Here is a 17,723-nt window from a genome sequence, read left to right on the forward strand (position 1 = left end):
AAATACTCGCTGAACGTTTTTGCTCGATTATTTTATTTCTCGTAACTCGAACTCTTCACTAACGAAATGCGCTCGCCGTTCACGCTGACCCCGTACGTTGGAATTGGGCCGCTGATGACGGTAACGGACGTCTTGTCAACACTCAGGTCGATTTCCAAGACACTGGCCGCAATCTTCATCCGGTAAGTGAGCCGGGTAATTTCCTGTGGTAAATGATTGGTGAAGTGGACGACCTCATCTTGAACGTAAAATCCTGAAAATCCGGCCACTAACGCTAGCCAGCTCCCACCCAAGTTCGCCAGGTGTAAGCCATCCGCCGTATTCTTTTGCAGGTTGACCAAATCCATGCGTGCTGTGTCCATGAAGTATTTGTACGCCTTTTCTGGATCACCCATCCGCGCCGCCAAGATGCTAAAGATCGACCGAGAGAGTGAGGAATCGTGCGTTGTCACGCCTTCATAGTAATCGTACTCGCGCTTCAACTGATCGATCGACAGGTCCTCTGGAAACAGGTAGTCTGCCAGCAACGTATCGGCCTGCTTCGCCACTTGGTAGCGGTAAATGGTCAGTGGGTGGTAATGCAACAGCAGCGGGAAGTTTTCTGGTGTCGACTTATCTGCTGGCCAACGCGGCTTGCTTAGGAAGCTATCGTCCTGCTCATTGATCTGCAAGTCCGTGCTGTACGGCAAGTACACGTGATCAGCCAATTTCTGAAATTTTTCCAGATCAGCCGGTCCAATGCCGAAGTCAGCCAGCTTATTCGGATAGCGTTGCCGAATCTCATTAGCCAAGTAGCCAACCAGCTCAAAGTTGTGTTTTGCTAAGCGATTGGTATAGTAGTTGTTGTTGACTAACGCCGTGTACTCATCGGGCCCCGTTACCGTATGAAATTCAAAGCGCGAGGACGCCCCAACTTGATGCCAAGAACCAAAGTTTTCCCAGAATTTGGCGGTTTCTAGCACCATTTCAAACCCACACTGCAAAATGAAATCAAGATCTCGTGTGATTTCATAGTACTTCCCAACTGCATAGGCAACATCCGCGTCAATGTGATACTGCGCGGTGCCAGCCGGGAAGTACGCGGAGGCCTCTTCACCGTTAATGGTCCGCCAAGCAAACAGAGCCCCCTTGTTCACTCCCATCTCCCGGGCCCGGGCCCGCGCCTTAGGTAAGGTTTGGTACCGGTAGTACAGGAGTTGCCGAGCCATTGGTTGATTGGTATAGGTGAAGTACGGCAACATATACATCTCAGTATCCCAGAAGTAGTGTCCTTCATAACCGGAACCGCTAAGTCCCTTGGCTGCAATGTTCGTTCGCCCATCACGACCAGCAGCCTGGTTCAATTGAAAGACATTGTAGTGAATGGCGAGGTTCAATTCATCATTGCCACCAACCGTGACCTCACTACGCTGCCAAACGCCTTGCCAAAAGCCTCGACTGTCAGCAATCAACGCCGACAGTGAACTCATAAGAAACTGGGCAGCCGGATCAATGGTATTCTGTTCCCCAACTTCGCCGACATAGGCTTCATATTCCAACGTATGTGCTTGGCGATCGCCTAAATCTAAGGGTTGCTGCAGGAGTTTAGCATGGGGGGTAATAATTCCCATGAACGCCGTTACAGCCTGCTTGGTTGTGCGCGTCTTAACGTGGTAGCGTTGCAGGCCTTGATTAATAAATTCCGTTTCACAGACCGGCAACCCCGCCATGCGGGTCTTTCGCGGATCGGCTGACGGAATCGCTTCGGCTTCGGCAGGAACCGCAATTGCCTTACTGATCAATAAGCCACCTGCATAATTTCCCGCTACGAAACTATAGCTGGCTCCCCAAAAGTTCGTCTGGTTCTGACCGATCACGGACTTCACGGCCATCTGAATGGTCTCGCCTTGATGCGTCTGCAACTCGTATTGCTCGTCTAATGTTCACGTGGTCAGGTCCAGATCTACCGCCGTGCGTTGGCTCTCACTGAAGCGGTGACCGGTAATCGTCGATACGTTGAGATGCCGCAGGTCGGGCAGATTTAAAATAGTCTGGTGCTTCTGCGCGTAACCAACGCCACCTTCCCCATACGTAATGGGGGCGGTTTCATAAAAGCCGTTGATCAACGTCCCTGTAATTGGGTTCCCGCTGATGGGGTCGTTGGCCCGCACCCCGAAGTGGCCATTTGCCAGAGAGAAGACCGTCTCCAAGTACTCCGGCTGATGGTCAGAGACATCCTGCAAAGTTAGATGATAATCCCGTAAAATCAATATAATCTCCCCCGTCTTCCATTATTCGCCGCGTCGATAACGCAGTGGTTACGCCCATGATGACGTTGTCGACCCGTCTTTCCGTCCTCCAAATCACTGTCCATAAGTGAAAATATACTTCATTGCTACCCGATTCGGCAATGACAGTGGCCCCAGTCTAAGGGACTCTTCTTGAAATACCAACTGACTTAACTGCTCAACCACGTTTGTGCGTACTAACTGAACAAACTGCCAGTTGATAAGGCGAAAGGGCCCCACACTGTCCAGCCACATCGCTCACAATCCCATTTAAAGTTAAGGGACACACCCAGTTCATCAAAATTACCGGCGAACCATTTCCAATTAAGCATAGCAACTCGCAATGGACGGGCACCGCACTTAATTTTCCAACTGGTTCCCCGGTAAATCGAACATTCCCATGACATCTCTTCTATTCTGCAATCTATTTAATCATTCGCCCACATTGGCTACTGAACACCCGTTTCTGAAGCCTCGGGTATTCGGTATTCGGCATCTGACAGCGACAGCAGTTACAGTAATCGAGCCGCCGTAGCCAGCGCGTCCTCAACCGCTGGCACGTTTCCCGTAAAGTTCAGAAAGGCGTGACTGATGCCGCCATAGCAGAAGTAGTTGGCGTCGTCATTGACCCGGCCGACCTGTTTGATGAACGCTTCGTCCTGTAGCCGGAATGGGTCGTACTCACCGACCAGCAACGTGGTGTTTCTGAAGCACTTCGGGTTGGCCAGTAATGGCGACAGGAGTGGTGCCGTCACGTCAATCGGCTGGTCCGCAACATAGTAGCCACTCATGATCGTATCGAGCTGCTCAAACAGCTGGTAGCTCCGATGCAGGGCATCACGTTGTTCCGGCACAATTTCAATACTCCCGTCATCCCACAGTGGGCCATTTAAATCAGACCCCTGAATGAGCGTCGGGTAGAACAGCAGGTGACTGTCGATCGCGCAAATGCCCATGGACCGGCACAGTTGGCTCACGGCTAAAGCAATTGAGCCCCCGGCCGAATCGCCACCAACTGAAATGTGGCGATAGTCCTTGACCATTGCCGCTACGACCGCTAACCCGTCAAGAATCCCTGCTGGATAAGGTTGTTCCGGTGCCAATGCGTAATCCACGTTATAGACCACGCAATTAGCTTGTTCGGCCACGAACTTCAAGGCCAGCAAAACATCTTCCGGCGTACCACCGTAGTAAGCGCCGCCATGGAAATAAATCAACGCCTTGTCCGCGGTCAAATGGTCCATCCGTGCAATCCGGATGACCCGCACCCGCCGATTCATCGACACAATCTGTTGCATTTCAACTTTCATCTCAACGTGCGTTAAGTCCTTTTGCCCGGAGGTTTCGGTCCCCTGCCGCAGGCTAAAGAGGTCGGTTGGTAGTTGTGGATTTTCTTCGATCTCCGCAACCGTTTCCCAAACGAGTGGCTCAAACGTATGCGCCGGATCGCGGTTCTTGATCCAACTGGTCACGCCATCCTCAACACTCGTCACGTGCAAATTCTGTAATCGTTTAAGCTCATCATCATACCCCAATGATTGTTTCGTTGTCGTGTCATTCAACATCTCGATTACCCCTCTCAAGTTCTATTGTTGGCGCCAAAAGTCATCTAGGTGCCATAACTTGTCCAACCACCGCAACTGCTGGTCGAACCATTTCGCGACGTCCGGTCGAATGAACTGCTCCCCAAAAGCCGGATCAGCCGCGTCAAATTTAGTTGGAAAGGCCGTAACAGCACGGGCTAGACTCAATCCATGACGACCATGTGGATAAATCAATTTCGTGACCGGGACATTGGCGGCTATGAGTGCCGCCGCATACCGTTCCGTATTGACGACCGGCACCAACTCATCATCCGTCGTTGCCCACAGGAAAGTCGGTGGGTTCTGCGCCGTGACGAGCAAGTCGGCTTCGTGATCCGCCCAGCCAGCCGTAATGGCTGCTAAGGCTGTCCGGTCGGCTGGCCACCCTAGTCGTAGGCCAATCACCGGATAAGCCAAGGTCAATGCTGCCACCTTTAACCGTTTCGCCGGGAGTTGTAGTGTCACCGCTAGTTGTGGCCATAGATCCGCGTACAGTGCGGCTAAATGCCCCCCGGCGGAGAATCCCACCAGCAAGATATGGTCGGCCGCAATGCCATAGAATGCCGCGCGGCGGTGAAAATCGGCGACCACGTGTCCCAACTGATACAACGCTGTCGGTAACACCGGTGGTTGGTCGCGCAGGCGATAGCCCACGACGGCCACGGCAAATCCCTGTGCCAAATATTGCAGCGCCACAATTTCATTTTCCCGATCGGAACGAAACTCATAACCACCGCCCGGCAGGAGAATCACCAATGGTCGCCGGACTGACGTGTGAAAGTCAGCGATGGCAGCCGGTTGGTAAAATGTGACGGGCACGGTATTATCCGGCGGGCCTAACCTTAAGTTAAGCGTCCTCATGTTTCAGATGCTCGTTTTCATCGTGTGTTTCAGGAACGACGCCCTCTTTAGCATCTTGCAATGCCTTTGCGGAAGCCAATTCATCTTCATCCAACTTGTACATCTGGAGAATGACGATGACGACGATTGCTAAGACAATTGGTACCCAAACGAAGTTAGAGCTGATAGCGCCTAACGCCTTAGCCGATTGTACTTTAGCAGTTGCTTCGAAGCCACCAAACGTCAGGATCCAACCGGAGAGCGCACCCCCGATACCCATTCCAAGCTTGGCACCAACCATTGGTACGGAAGACAAGAAGCCGGGTTCGTCAATGTGTAATTCGGAACGTGCGTATTCAATCGTGTCGGCAATCATAACGAAGGCAATTGAGAAGGCAGCCCCCATGGCAATCAATGAAATGATGTTCCCTGTGAAGAGCAGTGGAATGGAGTTGATCTTCATCCCCAATGGCATCAAGATTTCACCAACAGCGAACAGGGCCATGGCCAGTGCGAGGACGTTCTTGTGTTTCATGAACTTACTCAGGAATGGAACTGAGACGTTCCCGATAACGGCCACAATCACGACCCCGTTAAAGGCACCAACTAATCCTGGACGCTGGTAAACGTAGGTCAGGTAGTAAACCGCCGTTCCCATCCGCATTACCCAGAAGGTTTGTAACAGGATAAAGCTGATACTCAAGAGCACCCATGGCTTGTTCTTAAAGGCACCCTTTAAGGAGTCCTTCACGGATAAATGTTCCTTGATCTCTGACTTCTGCTCGCCATCAGCCGTTGGTTCCGTTTCCACAGCTGACTTTTCACGCAAGTTCAGGAAGGCCCCAATAAACAGAATGATAATCAGGATACCAATGATGACACCCCAGATCGCCCAACCTTGACGAGCGTTACCGTTCCCCAATTTGGCAACCATTGGTAAAGAGATCCACCCAATAACGGCGGTCCCGATGTTGGTCATCACCATCCGAGCACTTGCTAAGTTCGTCCGTTCATCAGGGTCAGTGGTCAGACTTGGCAAGATGGCCGTGATTGGCGTGTTCGCTCCGGAATAAACCAGACTAAATAACGTGTAGATAACGGATACCCAGGCCATCTGAATGCCCTTGTTCCCACCAAACGTGGGGTTGAAGAACAGTAACATGGTCAAAATACCTAAAGGAATCCCGAACCACAAGAAGTATGGCCGTGACTTCCCATACTTGGAGTGCGTGTGGTCAATCAAGTAACCATAGAATAAGGCATCAAACGCATCAATAAACCGAACGACTAAGAATAATGTTCCAACGAAGGCTGGTGACAGTCCTAAAACCGTTGAGTAGTAGAACAACAGGTACAAACCAACAATTTGCCAGATTAAATTTCCAGCCATATCAGTGGATCCATAGAACATCCGCTGTTTCCATAGTTTCCAGTTACCCATGGTGAAAACCTCCCCCAAAATTTTGAATAACTCATCTTGTAACCGCTTACATATATAGCATACCGGTCTGGCCGTATTTCGATAATCCCCCTTCTTTACCGGCAACTTACCTTTTCTAACATCTTTCCCACCTAGCGCGATTCGTTACCAAAAATTGACAAACTAACCACCGCTATCGACCTTATCATAACCGATGTATGGGGGGATGACTGGTTTTGACCCTTAATTTGTAACTCGAACTAACTCATTAAATGCACAGGCTAACAAAGGGGGATTGTGCCAATCTATTCGCACGGTCGTTACCAGAGATTTCGCCTATTGTGAGACCGTTTTAGCCTGAGAGAAACTCACGCTATTAAACCCGTCGTAATCGCGGTAGTTAGCCAATGAACGACTGTCATAATGACGACGGCCGGTTCCATTTCCGCTTGTTGCCGATTCAGCTTGTCCCTTGCCATCAAGGGCGTTAAAAGCCAGCACTCCTAGCATCATTTTTTTCAGTTAGTTTAAGTGTTAACTTTCCCAAATGATGTTTCCCATCATAAAACTGTCTACCTGACCATCCACTAGCAACTGTTTTGAGCTGATAGTTAGGCATCAAAAAAGTGTGAACCTCAATCTGTTCACACTTTCGAAGTTTAAAGCAATTATTTCAACCTATTGGTCATTAGCTGAAGATTGAAAGTTCTGAACTGTCCATCATGACTGAGACTAAAATTAGGCAATGTTGTCCCATCATCGCCTTACCGGCCGGCAGATATGGGCTGGAACGGTGCGAACACAACTTGAAGCCTCGAAAATGCCGAGTCTCCAAGCTTGGTTTTCTACTAAGCCAGCGGGAAAAAACACCCCCTGACTAAGTAGAACGACGCGCCTGAGCCCATATCTGCCGACCTCTCGGCTACCGTAGTTGGTTTGAGGCAACACGGATTACGCCTACAGAAACGTTATTGTTTTATGCTTAACCCCTAGCCACCACCTGGGATTCAGTGGTTGAAATTGGCCGGACACAATCAGATCCGGAGGCAGCCAGGGATGCAGCTAGCCGTGAGTCGGCGTTCTTTCCGGCTTACATCGTGGGATGACTTGGGAGACGCCTGGACTTGGCGGCTTTCAGGCGAGCCGGAAGCCCGTCTTTTGGCTGGGGGCGTTCCCCACAGCAAGCGGAATTCCTGGCAGCCGGAGTGCGACCAATATCCCTAATTTAGTGGCGACAATTCCTACGGTCACAAGAGTAGGATAAGCATTTTGACTTTCTTCAGTCATTAGTTTAAACGCGCTGACTACCAACGTCTATCCGTAATGCCAGCTGATCTAATTTACCTGGTGGCGTTTGTGACGCCAAACAAGGCCCCCCAATAAAGCTATTGCTAACAAGGCAATGCCTAAGTGATGGGCTTCTACAGTGATTTCAACGTGTGGCGTTTCAATTAATTTCATGCTCTCACGAGTCCTTTCGGGATGTCAGATACCGTTCTAGCCACTGGACGTAGTGTTGTTCACGTTCGATGGCATGATCCAAGATCAAATAATGTCCGTACGCCTGGTCGATTGCCGTCTGGTCAGCAAAGACCGTCTCCCGGCGATTCAAGAGGTGCTGGAGTTGCTGGTGGTGTAATAAGACCTGTTCCTCTAGCATTGGCTGTAAGCGCGGATCGTCGACCGTCTTGATGAAGTACAATTTCAAAATAAATTCATCCTTCAACGCCGTCAATTCTGGTGATGGCTCGCCGATCCAAGCCACCAACTTCTCGTGTCCGGCCGGGGTCAACTGGTACTGCTTCTTGGCAAGTTTCTCACCGGTCATGGTCACCTCGTGGGTGATGTCGCCGGTCTCCTCCAAGCGCTTTAACAGCGGGTAGATCTGGCTGTGCTGCGCCTGCCAGAACTCCCCAATTTCATTGTCAAACGCCTTGGTCAGATCATAACCGGTCTGTGGCCGCTGGTCCAACAAGCCTAGAATAATGTACTGTAGTCGATTTCGCTGACCGATGGTGACCGCCTCCTTCTCAGATACCGTTGTCTTCATTGAACCAGTTCCTACGTCAAACATCAAGAAAATTCTTGACAGTCAGTCGGTGAGCGACTAAACTAATCGAGTAAATAAAAACATGTAATTAATTACATGCTTTGACCGATAGAATAGATTACTTTAATTTAAAGGAGATTTTTACATGACTAAAGAATTCAAGACCCTCGATGATTTCTTGGGCACCCACTTCATCTACACCTACGATAACGATTGGGAGTACGAATGGTATGCGAAGAACGACCACACTGTTGATTACCGGATTCACGGCGGGATGGTCGCTGGTCGTTGGGTCACCGACCAACCGGCCAACATTGTGATGCTAGTTCCCGGTATTTACAAGGTTGCTTGGACCGAGCCTACCGGGACCGACGTGGCACTCGACTTCGTGCCAAACGAGGGCAAACTGAACGGCACGATTTTCTTCCCGAAGTGGGTCCAAGACCACCCCGAGATCACGGTCACTTATCAAAACGACCACATCGACGTGATGGAAGCTGCTCGTGAAAAATACGAGACCTACCCTAAGCTGGTTGTCCCAGAATTCGCCAAGATCACCTACATGGGCGACGCCGGTCAAGATAACGAAGACGTTATCAGTGAAGCCCCTTACGCCAGCCTACCCGACGATATCCGTGCCGGCAAGTACTTCGACGCTAACTACAAGCGGATCAATAAGTAAGATTGGCGTTTAATGGCCGCACTGCGATTGCCAGCTCACTTTGACTCACACCATAGTGCCGACGACTGTATTTCATCGTGGTTGCTGTATCAGCCATCCTCATCACCTCATTCGCTAGTATGCCCTTCTCCCCGAACAAACGGCTCACATTAAACGTGTATACTAGGGGTAAATCGTCAGAAAGTAGGTTATTGACACATGGCAAATTACATTCAAGAAGTGCGCGCGCTAGTCGGTCACAAGCCGATGATTCTAAATGCCTCGGCCGGCGTCATCGCCAACGACCAGCACGAAGTCCTGCTCAATCTGCGGACCGACACACACAATTGGAGTCTTCCTGGTGGCTACCTGGAATATGGCGAAACGTTCGCCGACGCTATGGTTCGCGAATACAAGGAAGATGCCGGTCTCGACGTGAAAATCATCGACTCACTCGGTATTTTTGATCAGGGATTCACGGAATATCCTAATGGCGACCTCACCCAGACCATTTCGCAACTCTACTTGCTCCAGCCAGTCGGTGGGCACACACTGGAGCAGGCCACGGATGAAACATTGGATTTGAAATACTGGTCGCTCGACAACCTGCCACCGCTATTGAACCAACAGTCAGCGGACATGTTAGCCGCGGTGAAACGCTACTTCGACCAGCAAGACTAGAAAAACGACCCGTAGCGGAATTGATTCTGCTACGGGTCGTTTTTAATTCTTACGAAAGATTGAACACCAAAATATTTGCCTCGCTCTTGCAACAGTAGGACTTATCACGGCTAAATTAGTGAAAACAGCCGCACTCCAGCTGTCTGGGATTCCGCTTGCTGTAGGGAACGCCTCCAGCTAAAGGATGGGCTTCCAGCTCGCCTGAGTGTTAGCAATTAGCGTAAATCAATAATGTTTCTATGTGCATAATCCCTGTTGTTTCTGGACAACCACGTCAGTCGAGAGCTCGGCAGATATGGGCTAATTTGTCTAGCTTTAGCCGTCATATTGCTGTGCCAACAGTCACAATAGTCTTTTTGCGGCTTTCAATCTTTAACGCTTATTTCTCCAAGTCCAGTACCGCATTAAAGACGGCTTGCGGTAATTCGATGTCACTGTGGGCGGCTTGGCGCTTATTGACACTCTGGCGGCGCAACAGTGCCTGCTTCTTTGACGTGCTCTTCTTTTCACCGTTAGCCGCCGCATTTTTTCGTAATGGCGGTACATCAACTCTGGCTAATGCCTCGCCTTCGACTACGGATTGAACCGGCATCGGATTGAGCTTTCTCGGAATCACAAATTTCAGTTTATGAACCAGCTCTTGGGCTACTTTCGGCGCGTCTTCGCGATGCACCACAAAGGACAACGCATCGACCTTGGCGTAGTTCACATGGACCTCGATTTTAACCACGTCGGCAATGTCATACCCACTCAACTCGGTCGTCAACGTTGCGTAGCCGTGAGAAACGGACTTAAGGGCATTGAAGAAATCATAGGCAATTTCGGCAAAGGGCAACTGGTAGACCAAGACGACCAAATCCCCCTGGTTGCGCATATCCTGCAACTCTCCTTTATGCTGTGTCGCCAACTTCATCACGTCGCTTAGACTTTCACTGGTCGTAGTAATCGTTGCCGCAGCCATCGGTTCTTCGACGAAATCAATCTTGGCGTAATCGGGAAAGGCAATCGGATTGTTCACGATGACCGGCTCGTCCTCATTCTTTACATGCACACGGTAGGTCACGTTGGGCGCCGTGGTCAGGACGTCCAAGCCGTACTCGTCGTGCAACCGCTCACGGATGATCTGCAGGTGAAAGATACCTAAAAACCCACACCGGAAACCGGCACCCAGAGCATCGGAGCTCTCGGCATGGTAGTGAAATGAGGTGTCGTTGAGCGCCAATTTTTCCACGGCCATCTGCAGCTCATGGTAGTGGTCGCCTTGCGGATAGAACCCGGCGAAGACCATCGACTGGGATGGCTGATAACCGGGTAATGCCGTGGCCGTGGGCGCTAGGGCACTCGTCAATGTATCCCCGACACGTAAGGCCTGTGGATCCTTCAAACCAGTCACCACGTAGCCCACATCACCGGCACTGAGCTGCTTCGTCGCCACGCGTTGAGGAGCGAAAATACCAATTTCGTTGGCCGAAACCGCTTGATTATTGGCCATCAAGGTCAATTTATCAGTGGTTGCCAGCGTCCCGTCGACCAGCCGAACGTAGGCGATGATCCCCTTGAATGCATCGTATTGCGAGTCGAACACGAGGGCCTTTAACGGTTGCTTCACGTCCCCCACTGGCGCTGGGATTCGCGTGTGAATGGCCTCCAGCACATCATGAACGTTAAGCCCGGTCTTGGCGGAAATTTTGAGAATCTCTGTGGTTGCAAATTCTGGCGCCAACGCCCGAATCTGTTCCACCGTGCGGTCAACATCGGCCGCAGCCGCATCGATCTTATTGATAACGGGAATCACGACCAAGTGGTTGTCCTGCGCTAGCCGCAAGTTAGCCACCGTTTGAGCCTGAACGCCTTGCGTGGCGTCGATCAGCAGCAAGGCACCGTCACTGGCGGCAAGACTCTTGGAGACCTCATAGGTGAAGTCGACGTGTCCCGGGGTGTCGATAAAATTGTAGGTATATTCTTGACCGTCGTCGGCGTGGTAATAGTTACGGACAGTTCGTGATTTGACGGTGACGCCGTGGGCCTGCTCGACCTGTAAATCGTCGAGTAGTTGGGCCTTACTGTCCCGGTCACTCACGGTCTGCGTCTGCTCCATGATTCGGTCAGCCAGCGTGGATTTCCCGTGGTCGATATGGGCGATGATGGCAAAGTTACGGGTGTTTTTCTGAGTCATTGATTTCCTCCTGAAAGATGCCGTCGAGATAATAGCCAAATGTCTGGCAAGCCTCGGCAGCTAAGTCGATTTGAAACGCGGGAAAGTCCACGTTGAGGGTCGTTTGATTAAATTGGTCGAGGCCACTTAGATTCATCAAACCACTGATCATGGCGCTTTGAATCACGAAGAGGTGACTAGCTTGGGCCACGCTTAGCGTCGGAACTTGGCTGGCAACTACGCGGCCGAGTGCAAGGTTGGCCGCGTAGAGGTCGCGACGCCCTTGTTCGGTCTGCTCGCGGTCGGCATGGGATTCCAATACTGATCCTCGCAAAGCGTTAAGCCGGACCAAGGTTGCATGGTCGCTGATTAATGTACGGGTTTCGGCCAATAATCGTATTTTCAGTTGTGCCGGAGTTGCCACTGGTTCCGCCATCAATTCAGCGGTCAATTCCCTGAAATAATCACGATAACCAGTTAAGAGTAGCGTCATGAAAATACTTTCTTTACTCTGATAATAGTTGAACAGCGTCCCCTTAGCCACACCAGCTTGTTGGGCGATCATGGCCATTGAGATATCGCTAAAGGCGTGCTGCGAAAACAACTGCCAAGTAGCGGTCGCGATTTGCTGAGCCTTAGCGTTCTTCTGATCGGGTGAGCGGACATTTGCCATTGGGGACGCCTCCTTACTTAAAATTGACTAATGGTCATTTTTCAATATGAATTACTTTACCCCTGCGCTAAATTTCTGTCAATAGCAACGAGTCAAAGTGGTATTCTAGAAAGTGACATGACGTTATGTACTGACTCACGATTCGAGCACCCCATGAGGCGTAAATCATCGGACTAGTCAGTTCAGAACCAATATTTGGGAGGAAAACTATGAGTTTAATTTATATCAGACGGGCGACCCGGGCCGACTTACCGGCCATCATGCCCATTATTGCGAACGCCAAGGCCCTGTTGAAGGCTGATGGCAGTCCCCAGTGGCAGGACGGCTATCCAAACAAAGCCGGTATTACACAGGACATTGACGCCTTGCAAAGTTGGTTATTGATCGTCGACGGCCATGTAGCTGGCACGGCGGCACAGGTGGTCGCCGACGACCCGAACTACCATGAAATTACCGGCGACGGTTGGGCCAACACGACGGCTCCTTACGCCACGATTCACCGAATTGCGTTAAGTGCAGACTACGCTGGCCAACACCTCAGCCACTACTTCTTCTCCAACCTGATCAGTACGGCCTACCGCGACGGCGTCCGCAACTTCCGAATCGACACCCACGCCATGAACCAGCGGATGCAAGCCATTGCGACCAGCATGGGCTATCACTTCCGCGGTATCGTTCACGTTGCGGAACCTGGCGACAATGCACGGCGGGCCTACGAACTTCATTTAGATTAATCAATGACTAAAGCTCTGTAGTGATGATCCTTTTGGGTAAGGTAGGCTAGCCATTGCCTTACCGGCCACCAGATATGGGCTGGAACACCGCGACCACAACTTGTGGTGATTCTCCCCTCTTCGGCCGGATGGCTTACATTTATCGTGGGAAGTACGGAAACGGCCAAATTTGTTTTCACTAATCAGGTGAATAGGTGACAAATTCCGAACATTGAGGGGCAAAAGCACCCCATGACTAGACAATTACGGTTGTAAATTAATTTGGCAATGATGTATAATAATCACTAATGTTGGTGAGTTAGCTGGCATGGGAAGGGGATCTTATTCTAAATGTATCGTTTCTTTGTTCAACCGCAGATCAACGCGGTAACTCAAAAACTGGCTGGCTATGAATTACTCTTACGTTCGTATTGCCATGACTACTGGGTGACGCCGACCGACTTTACGGCGGTACCAATGGACCAACAGGTATCGTTATCCTATCAAGAGATTACGAATATTTTGAAGGATCATCAGAATAATCCCGAAATTTCCTTTAACCTCAACCGAGAACAATTCACGAATCGGACGACCATTGGCCATCTGATTCATTTGAAAAAATCCATCAAAAATCTAAACCTGACTGTCGAATTGACCGAGGCACCGACCCTAGAGGAACTACACCGCTACGTGGCCCTGTACAAGGCATTCGATATTAAATTGAGCTTGGACGACGTCGGCACCGACAACGCCTGGTGTCCAGCGATTCAAGATGTCCTGCCCTTCATGGACAACATCAAGTTCGCTATGCAAAACTTCCGCCTGCAACATCGGCAAGCCGAACTGATCGGTAGCCTCAACACCTGGCGAAAGATTGCGGACATGTATCAACTCGGCTTCACGATTGAAGGGATTGAAGATCAAGATGATGTGAAGCTCGCCCAGCAATACAATGCACAAACAACGCAAGGCTATTATTACAGCAAGCCTGTTCCTTATTGTGGCTAGGTTTGTGGTCATGTCAAAAGAAGACGATTTATTCCTAATGTGCTTAATTTAGGGATAGATTGTCTTCTTTTTTGATTATTTTTAGTACTCTGGTCACTAACACATTATCTGCATAAATATTCGCATCATGTATGGCAACTTTATGATAAAAATATTAATATTTGCCGCAATATACTTTCTATTGTTTCTATAGACTATCCACAATCGCTGTCACCCCGCCCCTAAACAACTTTAAGATTTTTTGTTGACAAACCCCCGTCCACCGACTAGTATTAGAGCCATATTAGAAATACACGAACGCAATACCAGGAAGAGTAGCGGTTCCCGCTAAGTTCAGAGACCACCGGTAGCTGAAAAGGTGGCTTACAACGGAACCGCGAAGATGAGCCTGGGTGCTAGCAATCAGTGAAAGCTGCTTGCCCGATTTGAAGCCCGTTACCGCTTCCGACTTTTGGCAACAGAAGTTACGGAGATGGTGGATGTGAGTCCCCCATAAATCAAGGTGGCACCGCGAGCGAAATCGTCCTTATGTTTAAGCATAAGGGCGATATTTTTTTACATATTTTTTGAGGAGATGTTTGGAATGAAACATAAGGGAACGTTATTCACGATTGCAGCATTAAGTTTATTAACTCTGGCTGGCTGTGGCAGTCAGACCAGTAGTGGGAGCGCCAGCGGCAAGTACGCGGCCAGTCAAGTGTTGAACTGGACCGAGTCTTCCGAATTGGCCTCTTCCGACCTCGCCCAGGCCACCGATACGCTCAGCTTCACCGTTTTACAGAATACACAGGAAGGTCTCTACCGGCTCAACGATAAGGGCACCCCGGCCAACGCCTTAGCCACCAGCACCAAGGTCACTAACGGCGGCAAGACATACACCTTTAACCTGCGTAAGGGTGTCAAATGGTCCAACGGCGATACCGTGCAGGCCAAAGACTTCGTTTATTCTTGGCAACGAACCGTCGCCCCAAAGACCGCTTCACAAGACGCCTTCTACCTCTTCCAGGTGAAGAACGCGGAAGCCGTCAACAAGGGGAAGCAACCCTTGAGCGCGTTAGGTATCAAAGCCACTGGCAAATACAAGCTGACCGTTCAACTCACCAAACCCGTTTCCTACTTCAAAAAACTACTGGCTTGGCCGCTCTTCTACCCGCTCAACCAAAACGCCGTCAACAAATACGGCAAGAAGTACGGGACCAGTTCCGCCACGACCGTTTACAACGGGCCATTCCGCTTAACCAAGTGGAACGGGACCGGCAAGTCCTGGACCTTGGCAAAGAACCCAACCTACTGGGATAAAAAGGCCGTTCATTTGACCAAGATCAATGAGGTCGTCACCGAAAGTACCACGACCAGCTACAACCTCTTCAACGCCAAGAAGACCGACGAAACCTTGCTGAGTGGGCAACAGATCAAGAACAACAAGAACAGCAAGGACTTTGTTAAACGCCTCCCTACTGGCTCCGAACGACTTGACTTGAACCAAAATAAGGTCAGTGCCTTCAAGAACACTGACGTGCGCAAGGCCTTCTCACTGGCCATCGACCGTAGTCAACTGGTCAACGATGTTCTGCAAGACGGTTCCGTTGCGTCCAAAGGATTCGTCCCATCCGGCATGGGCAACAACCCCAAGACCGGCGAAGCCTTCAACCAGGAAGCCTACGTCAAGACCGCAAGCAGTTACAATTTGAAGCAAGCCAAAACCTTATTGGCAAAGGGCCTGAAGCAGACCGGTGATAAGAAGCTCAACGTCACCCTTTCCGTTTCCGATACCGACACCAACAAACAGACCGCTGAATTCCTTCAGAGTTCACTGGAAAAGCTCCCAAACGTCAAGGTTAGCATCAAGACGGTGCCTTACGTGCAACTAATCACGCAACAAAACAACGGAAACTATGAACTGACCTTAAGCGGCTGGCAATCCGTCTTCGCCGATCCCATCAACTTCTTGGACGTCTTCGAAGCCAACTCTAGCTATAACACGACTGGTTGGAAGAGTACCGAATACGACAAGCTGCTCGACGAGGCCGAAAACCAAGACGGCAACAAGCCAACTGAACGTTGGACCAAGTTGGTCAAGGCTGAAAAGATCTTGATGAACGAACAAGGCACGATTCCCCTGTATCAATCTGCTAAGTCACAGCTGTTACGGAATACGGTCAAGAACATCAACTACAACCCAGCCGGTGTCCCTTATGACTTCAAGACGACTTACATCGCTAAGTAACCGCGTATGCGTAAAGGCGCTTACCCAGCGAGTATTCCGGCTGATAACTGGATAATCCTAGACTGGGAACGTTCGGTTATCTGGAGTGGAGCCGACCACGCGCACACATCTTGACCACGTAAAATCGCAGCATAATTTATATCGCAACGATTTCTACCGAACGGAATTTGGCGATTCCCCCGTCGACAAATTCCGTTCGGTATAAATAAGCTTATATACAATAGAAGAAACAGGCCGCAACCGGCGTTTGAAGTGCGCTCCGGTTGCGGCTTGTTTTTTGCAATTTTTACAGCCCGATCAAAAAATCAGAAAGCGACGCATCAGGTCGTATGAAACCCGTAGCAGACAGCATCCCCGCTGGCCGGTAAGACGATGGCAGGACTTAGCTCACCACTTAAATCACTCACAGCACCCGCACCGTTTGCCGGTCGACCACCCGAATCGGGGTGACCTGTTGGGACTGCTTGTCTGGTTCTAATAGCTGACGAACACCGGCCGCACCCATGTCATAAAAGTTCTGTGACACGCTGGTCAGTTGGGGTTGGACCAGCTCACACATCTCTGTACCATCAATGCTGACGATGGAAAGGTCATTGGGGACCCTTAGTCCAAGGTCACGCGACTGATTCAGGACACCGATCGCCGCCATATCACTACCGGCAACCACACCTGTCAGGCCAGACGTCGCCCCGTACGCGGCCATCGCCTCACGCCCGGCCGCATAACTGTAAACGCCTGGTTGCACCCAATCTGCTTGCGGTGTCACGCCGGCGTCTCGTAGCGCGCTCTCATAGCCCGCCAACCGGAAGCGTCCCGTATGCGAATCGCTATCGACCGCTGCCAAACCAATTTTTCGGTGGCCCGCCTTTAGCAGTGTCTGGGTCGCCTCATAGCCAACCTGCCAGTCGTCCGACGCAATCGACGGTAGATCGCCGTCATCAAAGGCTATCGATAGAAAACAGTATGGCGTCTGCGCTCCCTGCAACAGCGCCAGGTTTTCCGGCGTCAAATTGATCGACAGGAGCAGGATACCCATGACCGGTCGTTCAATTACCGTCAATAAAGCCTTGCGCTGCGCCTCCGGGTCCACAATTCCGGCGTAAACAATGATCACGTTCAATCCGTGAGCCGCCGCTGTATCCTGAATTCCAGTGATAATTTGGCTGGAAAAGTTCGTCTTGACCGAGTTGACCACAACGGCGATGACGTTGCTACGCTGCGTCACCAATTCGGCCGCCGCCGTATTCTTGCGGTACCCTAGTTTCAAAGCGGCCGCCTGCACCTTTTGCGCCGTTGCCGGGCCATAAAAGGCCGTCTTGTTGGCCAACACCCGTGATACGGTCGCCGGTGAAACGCCTGCCAACCGCGCAATATCCTTAATCGTCGCCGCCATCTGGCCGCCTCCTTCGCTTGTAACCCTTTCATTCTGTTTTCAATTCTACCCG

15 protein-coding genes are annotated in these 17,723 nt (G+C 50.6%); 5 read left to right on the forward strand and 10 right to left on the reverse strand.

Translation table 11 applies throughout. The features are described from left to right. Positions 1-32: 32 nt before the first annotated feature. From EKM89_RS01670 to EKM89_RS01690, 7 genes are all read right to left on the reverse strand, one after another. A complete protein-coding gene (locus EKM89_RS01670; RefSeq protein WP_225421790.1) occupies positions 33-1,901 on the reverse strand; it encodes a glycoside hydrolase family 65 protein in 1,869 nt (622 codons plus the stop codon). A 21-nt stretch (positions 1,902-1,922) separates the two neighbouring features. Beyond that, on the reverse strand, positions 1,923-2,249 hold the full coding sequence (locus EKM89_RS14155; protein ID WP_225421791.1) for a hypothetical protein: 327 nt from the start codon (positions 2,247-2,249) through the stop codon (positions 1,923-1,925). Positions 2,250-2,779: 530 nt separating this feature from the next. Further along, positions 2,780-3,832: an alpha/beta hydrolase fold domain-containing protein gene (locus EKM89_RS01675; protein ID WP_125685427.1), complete on the reverse strand. Its 1,053-nt coding sequence runs from the start codon at positions 3,830-3,832 to the stop codon at positions 2,780-2,782. A gap of 21 nt (positions 3,833-3,853) precedes the next feature. After that, a complete protein-coding gene (locus EKM89_RS01680; RefSeq protein WP_125685428.1) occupies positions 3,854-4,711 on the reverse strand; it encodes an alpha/beta hydrolase in 858 nt (285 codons plus the stop codon). Then, positions 4,698-6,131 carry an MFS transporter gene (locus tag EKM89_RS01685; RefSeq protein ID WP_125685429.1) on the reverse strand — a complete coding sequence of 478 codons (1,434 nt, stop codon included), beginning with the start codon at positions 6,129-6,131 and terminating at the stop codon, positions 4,698-4,700. Before EKM89_RS01685 ends, EKM89_RS01680 begins: the two co-directional genes overlap by 14 nt. Positions 6,132-7,445: 1,314 nt before the next feature. Then, a complete protein-coding gene (locus EKM89_RS14290) occupies positions 7,446-7,571 on the reverse strand; it encodes a hypothetical protein (protein ID WP_263853914.1) in 126 nt (41 codons plus the stop codon). Between the two features lie 4 nt (positions 7,572-7,575). Continuing rightward, positions 7,576-8,124, reverse strand: coding sequence for a PadR family transcriptional regulator (locus EKM89_RS01690; protein WP_164510484.1), 549 nt, complete (start codon positions 8,122-8,124; stop codon positions 7,576-7,578). Positions 8,125-8,305: 181 nt separating this feature from the next. On the opposite strand from EKM89_RS01690, the gene EKM89_RS01695 reads away from it, so the two are divergent. Both EKM89_RS01695 and EKM89_RS01700 read left to right on the forward strand, forming a co-directional pair. Continuing rightward, the gene (locus EKM89_RS01695) at positions 8,306-8,842 is read left to right on the forward strand and encodes a phenolic acid decarboxylase (protein ID WP_125685431.1); all 537 of its coding nucleotides are present in this window, start codon (positions 8,306-8,308) and stop codon (positions 8,840-8,842) included. Between the two features lie 198 nt (positions 8,843-9,040). Further along, entirely contained in the window at positions 9,041-9,502 is a 462-nt protein-coding gene (locus tag EKM89_RS01700) for an NUDIX hydrolase (protein ID WP_125685432.1), read from the forward strand. A 379-nt stretch (positions 9,503-9,881) separates the two neighbouring features. Here the strand turns inward: EKM89_RS01700 and lepA are convergent, their stop codons facing one another. Both lepA and EKM89_RS01710 read right to left on the reverse strand, forming a co-directional pair. Beyond that, positions 9,882-11,678, reverse strand: a complete 1,797-nt coding sequence (gene lepA, locus EKM89_RS01705) for a translation elongation factor 4 (RefSeq protein WP_125685433.1) — start codon at positions 11,676-11,678, stop codon at positions 9,882-9,884. Then, positions 11,656-12,330, reverse strand: coding sequence for a TetR/AcrR family transcriptional regulator (locus EKM89_RS01710; RefSeq protein WP_125685434.1), 675 nt, complete (start codon positions 12,328-12,330; stop codon positions 11,656-11,658). Before EKM89_RS01710 ends, lepA begins: the two co-directional genes overlap by 23 nt. A gap of 209 nt (positions 12,331-12,539) precedes the next feature. Between EKM89_RS01710 and EKM89_RS01715 the strand changes: the two genes are divergently transcribed. The 3 genes from EKM89_RS01715 to EKM89_RS01725 all read left to right on the forward strand — a co-directional run bounded on the left by EKM89_RS01715 (position 12,540) and on the right by EKM89_RS01725 (position 16,278). After that, positions 12,540-13,064: a GNAT family N-acetyltransferase gene (locus EKM89_RS01715; RefSeq protein ID WP_125685435.1), complete on the forward strand. Its 525-nt coding sequence runs from the start codon at positions 12,540-12,542 to the stop codon at positions 13,062-13,064. A 330-nt stretch (positions 13,065-13,394) separates the two neighbouring features. Next, the gene (locus tag EKM89_RS01720; RefSeq protein ID WP_125685436.1) at positions 13,395-14,051 is read left to right on the forward strand and encodes an EAL domain-containing protein; all 657 of its coding nucleotides are present in this window, start codon (positions 13,395-13,397) and stop codon (positions 14,049-14,051) included. Positions 14,052-14,634: 583 nt separating this feature from the next. Next, on the forward strand, positions 14,635-16,278 hold the full coding sequence (locus EKM89_RS01725) for a peptide ABC transporter substrate-binding protein (protein ID WP_125685437.1): 1,644 nt from the start codon (positions 14,635-14,637) through the stop codon (positions 16,276-16,278). A gap of 403 nt (positions 16,279-16,681) precedes the next feature. Here EKM89_RS01725 and EKM89_RS01730 read toward each other — a convergent pair whose 3' ends face one another. Next, complete coding sequence (locus EKM89_RS01730; protein ID WP_125685438.1) at positions 16,682-17,671, reverse strand: LacI family DNA-binding transcriptional regulator; 990 nt, start codon at positions 17,669-17,671, stop codon at positions 16,682-16,684. Positions 17,672-17,723: the final 52 nt, after the last annotated feature.

This window comes from Levilactobacillus fujinensis (genome assembly GCF_003946335.1).
Lineage (GTDB): Bacteria > Bacillota > Bacilli > Lactobacillales > Lactobacillaceae > Levilactobacillus > Levilactobacillus fujinensis.

Bases quoted from the DNA above. Each gene is read 5' to 3' on its own strand.
- EKM89_RS01675 (WP_125685427.1), bottom strand. From the start codon at position 3,832: ATGTTGAATGACACGACAACGAAACAATCATTGGGGTATGATGATGAG.
- EKM89_RS01680 (WP_125685428.1), bottom strand. From the start codon at position 4,711: ATGAGGACGCTTAACTTAAGGTTAGGCCCGCCGGATAATACCGTGCCC.
- EKM89_RS01685 (WP_125685429.1), bottom strand. From the start codon at position 6,131: ATGGGTAACTGGAAACTATGGAAACAGCGGATGTTCTATGGATCCACT.
- EKM89_RS14290 (WP_263853914.1), bottom strand. From the start codon at position 7,571: ATGAAATTAATTGAAACGCCACACGTTGAAATCACTGTAGAAGCCCAT.
- EKM89_RS01695 (WP_125685431.1), top strand. From the start codon at position 8,306: ATGACTAAAGAATTCAAGACCCTCGATGATTTCTTGGGCACCCACTTC.
- EKM89_RS01700 (WP_125685432.1), top strand. From the start codon at position 9,041: ATGGCAAATTACATTCAAGAAGTGCGCGCGCTAGTCGGTCACAAGCCG.
- lepA (WP_125685433.1), bottom strand. From the start codon at position 11,678: ATGACTCAGAAAAACACCCGTAACTTTGCCATCATCGCCCATATCGAC.
- EKM89_RS01710 (WP_125685434.1), bottom strand. From the start codon at position 12,330: ATGGCAAATGTCCGCTCACCCGATCAGAAGAACGCTAAGGCTCAGCAA.
- EKM89_RS01715 (WP_125685435.1), top strand. From the start codon at position 12,540: ATGAGTTTAATTTATATCAGACGGGCGACCCGGGCCGACTTACCGGCC.
- EKM89_RS01720 (WP_125685436.1), top strand. From the start codon at position 13,395: ATGTATCGTTTCTTTGTTCAACCGCAGATCAACGCGGTAACTCAAAAA.
- EKM89_RS01725 (WP_125685437.1), top strand. From the start codon at position 14,635: ATGAAACATAAGGGAACGTTATTCACGATTGCAGCATTAAGTTTATTA.
- EKM89_RS01730 (WP_125685438.1), bottom strand. From the start codon at position 17,671: ATGGCGGCGACGATTAAGGATATTGCGCGGTTGGCAGGCGTTTCACCG.